Source organism: Streptomyces sp. NPDC002994, assembly GCF_040611155.1.
Classification (GTDB): Bacteria; Actinomycetota; Actinomycetes; order Streptomycetales; family Streptomycetaceae; genus Streptomyces.
The window spans coordinates 44,120-57,813 of sequence record NZ_JBEXNQ010000029.1 but is presented as its reverse complement, the minus strand read 5'-3'; the positions used below and the strand labels follow the sequence as shown (position 1 = coordinate 57,813).

10 protein-coding genes, 1 tRNA gene, 1 pseudogene and 1 riboswitch are annotated in these 13,694 nt (G+C 69.6%); of the genes and pseudogenes, 5 read left to right on the top strand and 7 right to left on the bottom strand.

Annotation, left to right across the window (positions count from 1 at the left end; all coding sequences use genetic code 11):
* Positions 1-22: 22 nt before the first annotated feature.
* Together ABZX79_RS30515 and ABZX79_RS30510 are read right to left on the bottom strand one after the other, a co-directional pair.
* A pseudogene (locus ABZX79_RS30515) lies at positions 23-1,135 on the bottom strand (SPFH domain-containing protein); the annotation flags it as partial.
* A gap of 121 nt (positions 1,136-1,256) precedes the next feature.
* A complete protein-coding gene (locus tag ABZX79_RS30510; protein WP_355264782.1) occupies positions 1,257-2,642 on the bottom strand; it encodes a peptidoglycan-binding protein in 1,386 nt (461 codons plus the stop codon).
* A 169-nt stretch (positions 2,643-2,811) separates the two neighbouring features.
* Here ABZX79_RS30510 and ABZX79_RS30505 point away from each other — a divergent pair.
* The 3 genes from ABZX79_RS30505 (at position 2,812) to ABZX79_RS30495 (ending at position 7,197) form a co-directional block, all read left to right on the top strand.
* Positions 2,812-2,885: transfer RNA gene (locus tag ABZX79_RS30505), tRNA-Lys, on the top strand.
* Between the two features lie 428 nt (positions 2,886-3,313).
* Positions 3,314-5,266: a cellulose synthase catalytic subunit gene (locus ABZX79_RS30500; protein ID WP_355264779.1), complete on the top strand. Its 1,953-nt coding sequence runs from the start codon at positions 3,314-3,316 to the stop codon at positions 5,264-5,266.
* Positions 5,263-7,197 (top strand): kelch motif-containing protein, encoded by a 1,935-nt coding sequence (locus ABZX79_RS30495; RefSeq protein ID WP_355264776.1) that lies wholly within the window; start codon positions 5,263-5,265, stop codon positions 7,195-7,197. The genes ABZX79_RS30500 and ABZX79_RS30495 overlap by 4 nt, the downstream gene beginning before the upstream one ends.
* 236 nt (positions 7,198-7,433) lie before the next feature.
* On the opposite strand, the gene ABZX79_RS30490 is transcribed toward ABZX79_RS30495, so the two are convergent.
* Positions 7,434-8,468, bottom strand: a complete 1,035-nt coding sequence (locus ABZX79_RS30490; protein ID WP_355264773.1) for a glycoside hydrolase family 6 protein — start codon at positions 8,466-8,468, stop codon at positions 7,434-7,436.
* A 226-nt stretch (positions 8,469-8,694) separates the two neighbouring features.
* A riboswitch (cobalamin riboswitch) is annotated at positions 8,695-8,779 on the top strand.
* Between the two features lie 55 nt (positions 8,780-8,834).
* Between ABZX79_RS30490 and ABZX79_RS30485 the strand changes: the two genes are divergently transcribed.
* Both ABZX79_RS30485 and ABZX79_RS30480 read left to right on the top strand, forming a co-directional pair.
* The gene (locus ABZX79_RS30485; RefSeq protein ID WP_214969177.1) at positions 8,835-9,053 is read left to right on the top strand and encodes a CbtB-domain containing protein; all 219 of its coding nucleotides are present in this window, start codon (positions 8,835-8,837) and stop codon (positions 9,051-9,053) included.
* A 17-nt stretch (positions 9,054-9,070) separates the two neighbouring features.
* Positions 9,071-9,835 carry a CbtA family protein gene (locus ABZX79_RS30480; RefSeq protein ID WP_355264769.1) on the top strand — a complete coding sequence of 255 codons (765 nt, stop codon included), beginning with the start codon at positions 9,071-9,073 and terminating at the stop codon, positions 9,833-9,835.
* 27 nt (positions 9,836-9,862) lie between these two features.
* Here the strand turns inward: ABZX79_RS30480 and ABZX79_RS30475 are convergent, their stop codons facing one another.
* From ABZX79_RS30475 to ABZX79_RS30460, 4 genes are all read right to left on the bottom strand, one after another.
* Complete coding sequence (locus tag ABZX79_RS30475; protein ID WP_355264766.1) at positions 9,863-10,534, bottom strand: class F sortase; 672 nt, start codon at positions 10,532-10,534, stop codon at positions 9,863-9,865.
* 1 nt (position 10,535) lies between these two features.
* Positions 10,536-11,102, bottom strand: coding sequence for a hypothetical protein (locus tag ABZX79_RS30470; protein ID WP_355264763.1), 567 nt, complete (start codon positions 11,100-11,102; stop codon positions 10,536-10,538).
* 96 nt (positions 11,103-11,198) lie between these two features.
* Complete coding sequence (locus tag ABZX79_RS30465; RefSeq protein ID WP_355264760.1) at positions 11,199-11,978, bottom strand: HAD-IIA family hydrolase; 780 nt, start codon at positions 11,976-11,978, stop codon at positions 11,199-11,201.
* 74 nt (positions 11,979-12,052) lie between these two features.
* Positions 12,053-13,606, bottom strand: coding sequence for an alkaline phosphatase family protein (locus ABZX79_RS30460; protein ID WP_355264757.1), 1,554 nt, complete (start codon positions 13,604-13,606; stop codon positions 12,053-12,055).
* Positions 13,607-13,694 lie beyond the last annotated feature (88 nt).

Genomic DNA, 13,694 nt, shown 5'->3' with positions numbered 1-13,694 from the left:
TCCAGACCAATCGTTGATGCGTTTACGAACCCTCCCCACGGCCCGTGTAGAAGGCCACCGTCAGGTCCTTCACGAGCGCCTTGCGCTCGTAGTCGTCCAGCTCGACCAGCCCCCGCGAGGTCAGCCGCGTCACCGTGTCGTCCACCGCGTCCACCACCGACGACAGCACACTGTCCCGGTGCTGCGCGTCGAGCGCCGCGACCCGCCTGCGCCGCATCGCCGCCGCCACCTCGGGGGCGTACTCGATCCGCGTCGGCTGCACCGAGAAGACGTCGATGCCCACCGGCGCCGCCTCCGCCGCCAGCATCCGGGTCAGCGCGTCGCCGACCGACTCCGCGTCGCGCAGCGTCGGCGCGGTGTCGTGGAACGCGTCGGCCGGCAGCTGCGACAGCACCCGCGCCATCGCCGCCTCCACCTGCTCGCGCAAGTACTGGACGTGGTCCTCGACGGCGAGCATCGCCCGCGCCGTGTCCCTGATCCGCCACACCACCAGGACCACGACCTGCAGCGCGACGCCGTGCGCGTCCACGGCCGGCATCGGCTCACTGCGCCAGTGCCGCAGCCGTACGTCGACCCGGCGGCGCAGCAGCAGCGGGCTCACCCACACCAGGCCACTGCGCCGCACGCTCCCCCGGTAGTCGCCGAACAGCGAGAGCACCCACGCGTATCCGACCCGCCCCCGGGCCAGACCGCCGAACGCGAAGAGGACCAGAACCACCAGCGCGGCCAGCACCGCCCACGTGCCGAGCGCGATTCCGTCGTACGGGCGAAGGGGCAGCCCGAGCAGTACGGCGACCGGCGGCGGCACCGCCCCCGTCCACCACACCAGCGCCGCGCCCACCGCGAGCGCCCCCGCCCCCACGCCGACCGCGCACCAGCCGGGCAGTGCGGGGCCCGGCCGCTCAGAGAGCCCGGGGTCGGCGGGCGCTGCGGGCCGGGGGGAACGGACGTGCCCGGGGGCGGAGGCGGACGCGGGCGCCGGGGCGCCGCGGCCCTCGACGCGCGGCTGCTCGCCCGTGCCCTTCCTGCGGCTGATCACCGAGGCGCCCGGCGGCAGCGTCAGCGCGGTCGGGCCGATGTCGTCGCGGAAGAGGAGATGCACCGGGATCTCGACGGTGGACTCGTTCCTGATGACCGGGGCCCTCGGTGCGGCCTCGGCGCCCGGCCGCCCGGAAGCGGCCGGTGCGGAGGCCGTCACCGCCGATGAACCGTCCGGCTCGGATGTCTCTGAAGTCGTGGTGCTCATCGTTCCTCCGTCATGCGAAGAGCCGCCGCCAGGTCTGCGGGCCGGGGTAGCCGTCGGCCGCCGCACCGCGCCAGCCCTGCGCACGCTGGAACGCCTCGACGTTGCGCCGGTCCGCCTCGGTCCAGCGCGGGCCCGGCCCCGACACGTAGTGCTTGCCGTAGCCCTTCTTCACCAGTTGTCTGCCGAGCTTGTCGACGTACGCGTTCGACTGACCGGGCCTGAAGTACTGCCGGCCGGGGAACTTCACGCCACCGGTCGCGGCGGGCGGGACCGAACCCGTGCCGGTACCTGTACCCGCACCCGTGCCTGCGCCCGTCCCCGTGCCGCCACCGGCGTCCGCGGCCGGGATGTCGTTGCCCTGGTTCGAGACCAGCAGCCGCCAGGTGTGCGGCCCCGGCGTGCCGTCGGCCTCCGAGCCCGTCCAGCCCTGGGCGCGCTGGAACGCCTCGGTGGCGCGCCGGTCGGCCTCGCCCCAGGCCGGCCCGGGACCCACGCTGTAGAACCGCTTGCCGCCCCGGGCGACGAGCATCTTGCCGAGCTGGGTGACGTACCTGTTGTTCGCGCCCGGCCCGAAGAACTTCCGGCCGGGATAGGCCGTTGTGGTGGAAGCGCCGCCGCCGGTGCCGCCGCTGAGTCCGTTGTAGCGGTACCCGAGATAGCGCGAGGAGTTGTTCCAGTAGGCGTACGGGGTGGCCTGCTTGCGGGTGTGCGGGCGGGTCTGCTCGTACGCGATGTAGTGGGTCTGCGTGGAGTCGGTCCAGCCGCCGAAGATCGTGACGTGCGAGCCCTTGTTCGGGTCGGCCGGGTTGTGGAAGAGGAGGATGTCGCCGGGCTCCAGCTGCTCCCGGTTTATGCGCGTGCCGTACTCGTGGAGGCTCCCCGTCCATTCGTTGCCGTCGAGGTTCCAGGCCATCGAGACGTACCCCGAGCAGTCCTGCCGGTATCCGTCGCTCCAGTACTTCTCCATGCTGTACGGGACCTTGGCGTCCAGCCAGCGCTTGGCGCGGGTGATGATCTCGGCCCGGGTGGTGATCCTCAGGGCGGGCCGGGTGGCCGTCGGGGTCACGTGCGCGGTCTGGCCCGTCTGGCCGTTGTCACCCGGGCGGCCGCCGTGCAGCGGACCGGGGCCGCCCTGCGGGGTCTCCGGGTCGTGGTCGGCTCCCGTCCTGGCGGGGGCGTGCCCGGGAGCGGCGGCGGTCGCCGCGCCGCCGGCGCCGCCGCCGAGGACCACGCCCGCGGCCGTGGCGAGCACCAGCGCGCGGCGGGCTCCGTGGGCGGCCGGGTGGCCGCCGGCCGCGACCGTCAGGCCGAGGGCCGCGGCCCGGCGTTCCTGGGCGCAGCCCGGGCAGCCGCAGTCGGCCGCGGGCTCGTACTCCTCGAAAACCGGCATCGTCATGCGGTTCCCCTCCCGTGGGTTTTTTTGGCGCATCTGCACGGGTGACAGTCTTTCAACTGTCCGGACATAACGCATGTTGACGGTCCAAATGATAACCAAACGGACAGTACGCGGCGTGGCCGGTCCTGAGCACCCGCGACAGTCGGGTAAAGTTCTCCGGGTCAGACAGGCGCCGCTAGCTCAGTTGGTTAGAGCAGCTGACTCTTAATCAGCGGGTCCGGGGTTCGAGTCCCTGGCGGCGCACACGACGTCGAAGCCCCCTCACCGAGCGTGAGGGGGCTTCGGTGATTTCCGGACACCTCACCCACGCCGAACCCGTGTCGCAACCAGCCCCCAAAGCCCGCGTATGACCGGTAAACACCTTGTTTCACCCTTGCGATCAAGGATCGGGGTCGTAGACCCTATCCTGGAGCCAGTGGCTCCAATGGGGCGGGCGGTTCGGGCAAGTTGGGGGCGAGTCCGGCAGCCGGGGGGCTGACGAAGCAAAGGGGGCGGGGGCCCCGTTCGTGAAGTAATCCCGGGGCGGGCATCATGCAACCGGAAGGTTGTCGTCCCATGTCTGAAGGGATGACAGCAGGCCACTTGTACGCCCGGGATGGTCGAGGGGGACCGGCACCGGGCGAAGAGACCGACGAACACACGCAGCCAGCATGCGTGCGGGGGGATGACTCATGACGTCGACGCCGACCGGCGCCCGGCACAACAACGACCCTTCCCGGACCGCGCAGCTTCGGGTACCCCCGCAGCTGCGGCCCGGCGGATCCCGTATGCGGGCCAAAAAGCCGCTGCCGAGATACGACTACGAGCACTACAGCCGGCTCGCCGGGCCACTGACCCAGCCCGACCCGGCCAAGCCGTACACCGTGCAGTACCGCTCGCTGCTCTCGCAGGAGCCGCACCGTATCCGCGCCGCCCTGCTGCTGTGTGCCGCGCCGCTGCTGTCGCTCGGTCTGTTCGTCTGGCTGATGCAGCCCGAGCACTGGACCGAGCGCGACCCGAACCTCAAGAACGACACGCTGCTGATCCTCGACATCGTCATGCTGGTCTCGATCGGACTGATCGAGCTCTTCCGCACGCTGAATGTCCTGTCGAACGCGCACGCGACCCTGGTCGCCCGCGACCCCGTCCCCGTCGTGCCCGAGACCGGCACCCGGGTCGCCTTCCTCACCTCCTTCGTGCCCGGCAAAGAGCCGCTGGAGATGGTGACGAAGACACTGGAGGCGGCGGTCAAGATCCGCCACCGCGGGCTGATGCACGTATGGCTGCTGGACGAGGGCAACGACCCGGCGGTCAGGGAGGTCTGCGAGCGCCTCGGCGTGCACCACTTCTCGCGCAAGGGTGTCGCGAAGTGGAACCAGGCCAAGGGCCCGCACCGCGCCAAGACCAAGCACGGCAACTACAACGCCTGGCTCGACGCGCACGGTGACGACTACGACTTCTTCGCCTCCGTCGACACCGACCACGTGCCGCTGCCCAACTACCTGGAGCGGATGCTCGGCTACTTCCGCGACCCGAACATCGGCTTCGTCATCGGGCCGCAGGTGTACGGCAACTACGACACCTTCGTCACCAAGGCCGCCGAGTCGCAGCAGTTCCTGTTCCATGCTCTGATCCAGCGCGCCGGTAACCGCTACGGCGCGCCGATGTTCGTCGGTACGTCCAATGCCGTGCGCATCAGCGCGCTCAAGCAGATCGGCGGCCTGTACGACTCGATCACCGAGGACATGGCGACGGGCTTCGAGATCCACCGCGCCACGAACCCGGCCACCCGCAAGAAGTGGCGGTCCGTCTACACCCCGGACGTGCTGGCCGTCGGCGAGGGTCCGACCGCCTGGACTGACTTCTTCACGCAGCAGCTGCGCTGGTCCCGCGGTACGTACGAGACGATCCTCAAGCAGTACTGGAGGGGCTACGGCACCATGCCTGCGGGCAAGCTCTTCAACTACACGATGATGATCATCTTCTACCCGATGTCCGCCATGAACTGGATCCTCGCGGCGCTGAGCTGCGCGCTCTTCCTGGGCATGGGCGCCTCGGGTGTGCAGATCGACCCGGCGATCTGGATGATGCTGTACGGCAATGCCTCGGCCCTCCAGATCGGCCTCTACATCTGGAACCGCCGCCACAACGTGTCGCCGCACGAGCCCGAGGGCTCCGGCGGCCTGGCCGGCATGGTGATGTCCGCGCTCTCGGCGCCGATCTACGCGCGCTCGCTCATGGACGCCGCGTTCCGCCGCAAGTCCAGCTTCGTGGTGACGCCCAAGGGCGACTCCTCCAGCCCCGACACCCTCTTCGGCACCTTCCGTATCCACCTGTTCTTCATCCTGGTCTTCGGCGGATCCCTCGGCTCCTCCTTCTACTTCGGCCACAACCACCCCGCGATGATCACCTGGGCCACTCTGGCGCTGCTGATCACGGCGGCCCCGATCTTCGCCTGGCGCTGGTCCATGCGCGAGGAGAAGAAGAAAAAGAAGACACAGGGCAAGCACGGGGCGCCGCCGCCGCCGAGCCAGTCCGAGCCGCCGGCCGGTCCCCCGCCCGAGGCTCACCTGCCTCAGCAGAAGCCCACCTGGGCCGCTTCCGACCAGACCATGCAGATCGCCCTTGGGGGACGTAAGAAATGAACTACCGTCCGAGCCGCCGCACCCGCCGCCTGGCGATAACGGGTGCGGTGGTGCTCGCTCTGGCGGGGATGAACGGGCCCGCGCTCTACCGCTTCGGCTCGGAGCAGTACCACGACTACAAGATCAACCGGCCCGAGTACAAGGCTGACAACGGCCACTGGGACTTCCTCGACGTCCCGTCAGAGTTCCGGATCAACACGATCCACGCCGCTCTGCTGCACACCGGCAAGGTGCTGCTCATCGCGGGCTCGGGGAACAACCAGAAGAACTTCGACGCCAAGAAGTTCGAGTCGGTGCTGTGGGACCCGAAGACCGACTCGTACAAGATGATCCCGACGCCCAAGGACATGTTCTGCGCCGGGCACACCCAGCTGCCCGACGGGAAGCTGCTCGTGGCGGGTGGTACGAAGCGGTACGAGAAGCTCGAGGGTGACGTCACCAAGGCCGGCGGCCTGATGATCGTCCACAACGAGGACCCGGACGCCCCGAAGACGCTGCCCGCGGGCACGATCTTCACGGGCAAGAAGAACGGCAAGACGTACGTCTCCAAGGACCCGGTCCTGGTGGAGAAGGCCAAGAAGATCTTCGACAAGGCGACCGGCCGCTTCCTGCGGACCGAGGCGGGGCTCGGCCGGATCTACGTCGAGGCCAAGGCGTCCGGCAAGAAGTACGAGTCCGGTACGGAGGACAACTACCGGATCCACGGCCTCACGGGCACCGACGCCAAGAACGTGTACGGCATCGCGCAGAAGCTCGCCCTGGACAAGAAGGACTTCCAGGGCATCAAGGAGGCCTACGAGTTCGATCCGGTGGCGGAGAAGTACATCACCGTCGACCCGATGAACGAGGCCCGCTGGTACCCGACGCTCACGACGCTTCAGGACGGCAAGGTCCTGTCGCTGTCCGGGCTGGACGAGATCGGGCAGATCGTCCCCGGCAAGGACGAGATCTACGACCCGGTCACGAAGAAGTGGGAGTACACCGGGGTCATCAGGAAGTTCCCGACGTACCCGGCGATCTTCCTGATGAACAACGGCAAGCTCTTCTACTCCGGCTCCAACGCCGGGTACGGCCCCGCCGACGAGGGCCGTGAGCCGGGCATCTGGGACCTGAAGACCAACAAGTTCAAGAAGATCCCGGGTCTGAGCGATCCCGACCGGATGGAGACCTCCGCGACCGTGCGGCTGCCTCCCGCCCAGGACGAGAAGTACATGGTCATCGGCGGCGGTGGAGTCGGCGAGTCCGAGAAGTCGAGCGAGAAGTCGCGCCTGGTCGACCTCAAGGACCCGAACCCCCGCTTCAAGGACGGCGACTCGCTCGATCAGGGCACCCGCTACCCGAGCGCGTCCCTGATGCCCGACGACACCGTCCTGATCACCGGCGGCTCCAACGACTACCGCGGGCGCGGCGGCTCCGACATCCTTGAGGCGCGGCTGTACGACGCCAAGACCGGCAAGTACCGCCGGGTGGCCGACCCGGCCGTGGGCCGCAACTACCACTCGGGCTCGCTGCTGCTGCCCGACGGGCGCGTCATGATCTTCGGGTCTGACTCCCTCTACTCCGACAAGGCCAACACCAGGCCGGGCGTCTTCGAGCAGCGCATCGAGATCTATACGCCGCCGTACCTCTTCCGGGACGCGCGGCCGAAGCTCTCCGGCGGACCGAAGACCATCAGGCGGGGCGGTACGGCGACCTTCAAGTCGGCGCACGCCGCGTCCATCAAGGACGCCAAGCTGATGCGGCCGAGTGCGGTCACTCATGTGACGGATGTCGATCAGCGCACGGTGGCGCTGGAGATGAAGAAGACGGCGGACGGCATCTCGGTCACCGTGCCGAAGAACCGGGCACTGGTCCCGTCCGGCTACTACATGCTGTTCGTGACGGACGATCAGGGCACGCCGTCCGAGGGCGTCTGGATCGAGGTCCCGTAGCGGCGGGGGAGTTTCCCTTTCCCCACCCCGCCCCTTCCCGCTGTGACATTTGCGGCTCCGCCGCGTGGCCTCAAACGCCGGACGGGCTGGATTTGCCCGCTGAACGGGCATTTCAGCCCGTCCGGCGTTTGAGGACCGGGGTCCGGGGCGGAGCCCCTCACGCGGCGGAGCCGCAAAGTGTCACAGCGGGAAGGGGCGGAGGGGGAGGAAAAAGCTCCGCCGCCGCGCCCGGCTCCCTACTTCGCGTTACGCGCCAGTTCGAGCGCGTACTCCTCGTACCATTCGCCGGCCTTCGGGCCGCCCTTGCAGTCGCCGTCCGACTCACCGGGACGCTTGATCCACAGGAACGCGTCGACCAGCGGGTCACCGGTCTTGGTGGTCGGCTTCTCACCGAGCGCGCGGCCCGGCGGATTGCACCAGTTCTCCTCGGGGTCGCCCTCCGTGTACGGACCGTTGCCGTTGCGGCTGGTGTCGATCACGAAGGGCTTGTTGCCCACCTTCGGCGAGAGCTTCTTGCCGAATTCCTTGGACGCCTCGGTGGTCTGGAAGTTGGAGACGTTCACCGAGAAACCGTCGGCGTCCGCGATGCCCGCCCACTGGAGCGGCTCGAACAGCGCGTCCGGCGTCTTCCAGCCCGCGTTGCCCGCGTCGAGGTAGACCTTGGCCTTCGGCTGCTGCTTGAGGCGCTTGATGGCGCCCTTGAGGAGGTCGTACCGCTCCTCGTGGAACTCCTCCGGCGTGCAGTTCTGTACGAGGTGGAGCACCGCGTCCGGCTCAAGGATCACGGTCGCCGGGCGGTCACCGATGCCCTTGGCGATCTCGTCGACCCAGGCACGGTAGGCGTTGCCGTCGGCGGCGCCGCCCTTCGAGAACTGCCCGCAGTCGCGGTGCGGGATGTTGTAGAGCACGAGCAGCGCGTCGCGGTCGGCCTTCTCTGCCGCCTCCGTGTACCCCTTGGCCTGCGCCTCGGCGTTCTCCGGGCCGATCCACTCGGCGGTCGGCTGCTCGGCGATCTTCGTGATCAGATCGGCCTTCTCGTCGTCGCCTTCCTTGGCGTACGTCGCGACCTGCTTGGCGGCGTTTCCTTCCGGATTGACCCAGTACGGATCGCTGCCCTTCGGCTGCTGCTTCACCGGCGGCCGGTTCGTCTCCTCACCGCCGTCTCCGTCGGAGGAGGAGGAACAGCCCGCCAGAAGCAGCGCGGCCCCCACAGCCCCCACCGCGGTCACCAGGACACTCTTACGCCTACGGCCGCTGTAACTGCCGTACATCCAACTCCCCCTTGGCTGCACTGAATGTATGAGGACCCCCCGGCCCCTCCCCGGACACATCCGGTCGAAACCATCCTGACACACCGGCCGGGCGCGGGGGCGCGGAAGGGTACGGGCACGGGTGCGCGAGCGCCGGTAGCCACGCCGGTAAAGCGCCCTGTTGACAGTGCTCAGCCAGGCTGGGACTCTCCGGAGGACAACTCCACACACATCGAGGCGACGGTGGACAGGAACCCGGTGCGATCCCGGGACGGTCCCGCCACTGTGACCGTACGAGGGCTCAAGTGCCCCCGTACGGAAGTCAGGAACTGACCCGTCGCCTCTCCTGCAATGGGGCGTGGAAACCCCAGAAGGAGGCTCACCGGTATGTCTCTGCACACGGCGCAGCACACCGACACCGCGGCGGTCACGTCCGCCGCGACCACCACCCGCCACTGGCTGATCATGGCCGCTGCGGCGATCATCGCGCTGGTCGCGCTCTACGCGGTCTTCATGGACAACGGCACGGCCGTCGCCGCGACGGGCGACTACCTCCATGAGTTCTCGCACGACGGCAGGCACCTCTTCGGTGCCCCCTGCCACTGATCGGGGCCGTACGCACCATGTCAACACCTGTACTGCCCCTGCTCGGACGCGGGCTGGCGGCGGGCGGGGTGGCCGGCCTTGCCGCCGGCCTGTTCTCCCTGCTCCTCGCCGAGCCCCTGATGGACCGTGCGATCCGCCTCGAAGAGGCACGTTCCGCCGCCAAGGAGCACTCACACGACGCCGCCGCCACGGCTGTCCAGCACCACGAGGAACTGTTCTCCCGCTCCACCCAGCACGTCGGCCTGGTCGTCACGGCGGTCATTGCGGGCCTCGCGCTGGGCGCCCTGTTCGCTCTCGCCTACGCCCTGGTGCACCGCCGTACGGGCCTCGGTGAACGGCCGTGGCCCCGCGCCCTGACCTTCGGCGCGGCCGCCTTCGTGGCGGTCTCGCTGCTGCCGGGACTCCGCTACCCCGCCAACCCGCCGGGGGTCGGAGACTCCGGCACCGTCGCCAACCGCCAGGCCCTGTGGCTGGCCGCCGTCGTGATCGGCATCCTCGGCATGGTGCTGGCCTGGCAGGTGTACGTACGCCTGGCCGACCGGTCGGTTCCGGTACGCCAGGTCGCGGTGGCCGTCACGGCGGTCGCGACGCTCGCGGTGCTCTTCGCACTGCCGGGCAACCCGGACGAGGTCCCGGTGCCGGCGACGCTGCTGTGGGACTTCCGCATCCTGTCGCTGGCCTCGCACGCGCTGCTCTGGGCGGTGTTCGCGGGGGTGTTCGGGGCGCTGGGCCTGCGCGCGGCGGCCCGCACGGCTCCGGAGGCGGCGCCGGTGGCGGCGTAACGGCGTAACGGCGTAACCCTGAACCGGTCAGCTCTGGCCGGTGCCCGTCAGGTAGGCCGACACCACCACGTTCGCCGTGTAGGTGCGGGCCTTCTTGTCGTACGTGCCCCCGCAGGTGATCAGGCGCAGTTCCGCCCGGTCGCTCTCGCGGGGGCCGTACACCTTCTGCGGGTCGAAGCGTTCGCGCGTGAAGACCTGGACGTCGTCGATGGTGAATTCCAGGCGCTCGCCGCCGGCCCCCGTCACCCGGATCTTCTCGCCGGGGCGCGCGGCGCTCAGGTGGTAGAAGACGGCGGGCTTGCTCTCGGTGTCGACATGGCCGACGAGCAGGGCGGCTCCCTCGGCGCCCGGCACGGTCCCGCTGCCGTACCAGCCGACCTTCGACGGCTGGTGGTACGGCGGCGGATCGACGGCGCCCGACGTGTCGAGCCCGCGGGGCACGACAGGGGCCGTGATGCCGAGGGAGGGCACGGAGAGGTGCTGCGGCGCCGTACCGCCGACGGGCGGGTGCGCGGGAGGCAGTGGCACTCCCAACGGGCGGCCGACAGCGGCCACGTCTCCGGTGGTCGGCGCCGAGCTGCCGCCGGGGCCGTTGGTCATCTCCCGGCCCCACAGCCACAGCCCGAGCAGCAGCACGGCCCAGGCGACGCCCGTCAGCAGCCGTCCGCCGCCGCCCGTGGGGCGGTCCTCGGCGGACATGTCAGTCCGAGTCCGTACGGCGACGGCGGCGTACGCTCCGGTACGCCACGGCCACGGCCGCCACGCCCGCCAGCACGAGCCCGATCACGGTGTGCGGCGTCCCCGGCCCGCCCTCGTCGGCCGCGGCAACCTCCGCAGTGCCGCCGCCGCCCGCGTGCACGGGTGCGATGGGGGTCTCGTGGTGGGTGGGGTGGTGAGTGGGCTGGTGGTGGTGGACCACCGTGACGGTGCCACTGGCCTGGCCGCCGTCCTTGCACTTCACCCAGATCTGGTAGTCCCCGGCCTTGGCGTCCGAGCGGATGTGCGCCTCGGCGAAGAGGTCACCGCGGTCCGCGGCGGGGCTGAAGTGGGCGGGCGAGGAGAAGGCGTCGGACGTACCGGTGGCATGCCTGCCCCTGCACACGTCGACGCGCAGATCCACCTCCCCACCGGGAGCAATGGTGGACGGCGTGACGACGACCCGGCCCTCGGTCCCGTTGTCGGCGGGGGCGGCGTGTGCGGCGGCCGCCGGGGCCATGACCGCCGCGGCCGCCACTCCGGCACAGAGAGCGAGTTGTATTGAGCGCATAGTGAACCTCCTGGTACTACGAAGATTCACCGGTACGGCCGGTTTCCGCATCTCCAGGGGCCCGTCCACTGGGCCGTACGGGCCCCTGGAGAGCCGTCAGATGCGGTCGACGAGGTCCGCGATGGAATCGACGATCGTCGAGGGCCGGAACGGGTAGCGGTCGACGTCCGCCGGCCCCGTCAGACCGGTCAGGACCAGGAACGTCTCCATGCCCGCTTCCAGCCCCGCCAGGACGTCCGTGTCCATCCGGTCGCCGATCATCGCGCTGGTCTCGGAGTGCGCGCCGATCGCGTTGAGCCCGGTCCGCATCATCAGCGGGTTGGGCTTGCCCGCGAAGTACGGGTCCTTGCCGGTCGCCTTGGTGATGAGCGCGGCGACGGCCCCGGTGGCGGGCAGCGGGCCCTCCCGGCTCGGGCCGGTCTCGTCGGGGTTGGTGCAGATGAAGCGCGCACCGGCGTTGATGAGCCGGATGGCCTTGGTGAGTGCCTCGAAGGAGTACGTGCGCGTTTCGCCCAAAACCACATAATCCGGCTCGTGGTCGGTCAGGACGTAACCGATGTCGTGCAGCGCGGTGGTCAGTCCCGCCTCGCCGATGACGTACGCCGTGCCGCCGGGCCGCTGATCGTCCAGGAAGCGGGCGGTGGCGAGCGCCGAGGTCCAGATGTTCTCGACCGGTACGTCCAGGCCCATGCGGAAGAGGCGGGCGTGGAGGTCGCGGGCGGTGTAGATCGAGTTGTTCGTCAGCACCAGGAAGGGCCTGCCCGATTCGCGCAGGCGCTTGATGAAGGCATCGGCGCCGGGGATGGGCGTTCCCTCGTGGATGAGGACGCCGTCCATGTCGGTGAGCCATGATTCGATCGGCTTGCGCTCTGCCATGTGCCGGACTCCTGCCGTACGCAATAAACGCTGGGGGGCGCCCGGACCACGCCGTCCGGGCGCCCCCACCTTAATCAGCCTGCGGTGATCTTCACCCCGTCGATCACCCAGTACCAGTTGTTGCTGCCGGTGTACCGGAAGCGGAAGCTGACGCTGGTGGCCCCGGAAGGGACGTTCAGGGTGAGGGTCTGGGGCTGTGAGACGACGTCCGAGGTGTACGACTTGACGGCGACCGGCGTGCCGCCGTTCCAGGAGGCGAGGATCTGGGCGCTCTGGCTGCCCTCCTGGCGGTAGAAGGTGGTGAAGTCTAGCTTCACGGTGGCCTTGCCCCCGACGGCGTACGCCGGGGTGACGAGCGTCGAGTCGTACGTACCGGAGAAGGTCTTGTCCGCCCACTCGTCGGAGTCGGCGACCGCGAAGACGCCGCGCGAGCGGACGTTGAGCTCGCGGGACTGGTCGCGCTGGGTCCTGGACCAGAACTCGTCGGTGGCGAAGGACCAGCCGCGCCACTCGGTCATGCCGCCGGTGCCCATCGCGTTGTTGATGACGGACCAGCCGCTGGGCGCGGTGTGCGTGAAGCCGAGGACGCCGGCCGGGATGCCGGTCTCGTCGACGCGCGGGGAGAGGGAGGAGTGCAGGGCGTCGAAGGGGTCGGTGGAGCGCTCCTGGATGGGCTTGCCGTCCAGGCCCCAGGCGGGGTCCGGGGTGATCCCGAGCTGCTTGAAGACGGTGGCGGCGACGTCGACGAGCCGGGTGTCGATGGGGCGGGCACCGGCGGCGATTCCCGGCCCCTGGGCGAGGACGAACGTACGCCGCTCCTCGATGGCGCTTCCGCCGTGGCCGCCGGGGTCGGTGTGGCCGTGGTCGGTGGTGACGATGACCGTCCAGCGCTCGGAGGCGTAGGCGGGGCGAGATGTGATGGCGGCGAGGAGGCGGCCTACGTAGGCGTCCTGTACGTCGATGGCGTCGAGGTACTTCGAGCTGGCGGCGCCGGAGTTGTGGCCAACGATGTCGGTCTGGCCGAAGTAGACGAAGAGGACGTCCGGGTTCTGGTCGCGCAGGATCGACTCGGTCTCGGCGGCGATGGTGGCGTCGTGGCCGGTGTAGCCGTCGGCGTCACCGTCGAGCACGAGCTTGGCGTCGGCGCCGGGGGTGACCGTGCCCTGGGCGTCCAGCGGCTTCCAGTCGACGGCGGCGTAGGTGGAGAGGGCGGGGCGCACCTGGGCGAGGCGGGCGAGGAAGCCGGGGTAGCGGGCGTAGTTCTTGCCGGTGAAGGTGTTGTCCTTGACGCCGTGCTTGTCGGGCCAGACTCCGGTGGCGATGGTCGACCAGCCGGGGCCGGAGGAGGTGGCGGCCATGGGGTTGGCGTAGAGGAGCGAGGTGCCGTATGTGCCGTTCGCCATCAGGGACTTGAGGTGCGGGGCCTTGGCGGCGGCGATTCTGTCGTGGCGTACGCCGTCCATGCCGATCACGAGCACCTTGTCGAGGCTGGTGCCATTGGGGAGGGTGGGGGCGGCGGTGGCCGCGTGGGCGGGGGCTGCGGCGAGGGGTCCGGCGGCGACGGCTGCTGCGGCGGCCGCTGCTGTGCCGGCGGCGAGAACGGAACGTCTGGGTATACCTCGGGACATGTGATCCTCCAACGTGAACGCGTGGGGGTCTGGACCAGACCCGTTACCTTTGCGTGATAACGGAGACCGGTCCAGACCCTCGCAGCCA

Coding starts and splice junctions, on each gene's coding strand:
- ABZX79_RS30510 (WP_355264782.1), bottom strand. CDS start 2,642: ATGACGATGCCGGTTTTCGAGGAGTACGAGCCCGCGGCCGACTGCGGC.
- ABZX79_RS30500 (WP_355264779.1), top strand. CDS start 3,314: ATGACGTCGACGCCGACCGGCGCCCGGCACAACAACGACCCTTCCCGG.
- ABZX79_RS30495 (WP_355264776.1), top strand. CDS start 5,263: ATGAACTACCGTCCGAGCCGCCGCACCCGCCGCCTGGCGATAACGGGT.
- ABZX79_RS30490 (WP_355264773.1), bottom strand. CDS start 8,468: ATGTACGGCAGTTACAGCGGCCGTAGGCGTAAGAGTGTCCTGGTGACC.
- ABZX79_RS30485 (WP_214969177.1), top strand. CDS start 8,835: ATGTCTCTGCACACGGCGCAGCACACCGACACCGCGGCGGTCACGTCC.
- ABZX79_RS30480 (WP_355264769.1), top strand. CDS start 9,071: ATGTCAACACCTGTACTGCCCCTGCTCGGACGCGGGCTGGCGGCGGGC.
- ABZX79_RS30475 (WP_355264766.1), bottom strand. CDS start 10,534: ATGTCCGCCGAGGACCGCCCCACGGGCGGCGGCGGACGGCTGCTGACG.
- ABZX79_RS30470 (WP_355264763.1), bottom strand. CDS start 11,102: ATGCGCTCAATACAACTCGCTCTCTGTGCCGGAGTGGCGGCCGCGGCG.
- ABZX79_RS30465 (WP_355264760.1), bottom strand. CDS start 11,978: ATGGCAGAGCGCAAGCCGATCGAATCATGGCTCACCGACATGGACGGC.
- ABZX79_RS30460 (WP_355264757.1), bottom strand. CDS start 13,606: ATGTCCCGAGGTATACCCAGACGTTCCGTTCTCGCCGCCGGCACAGCA.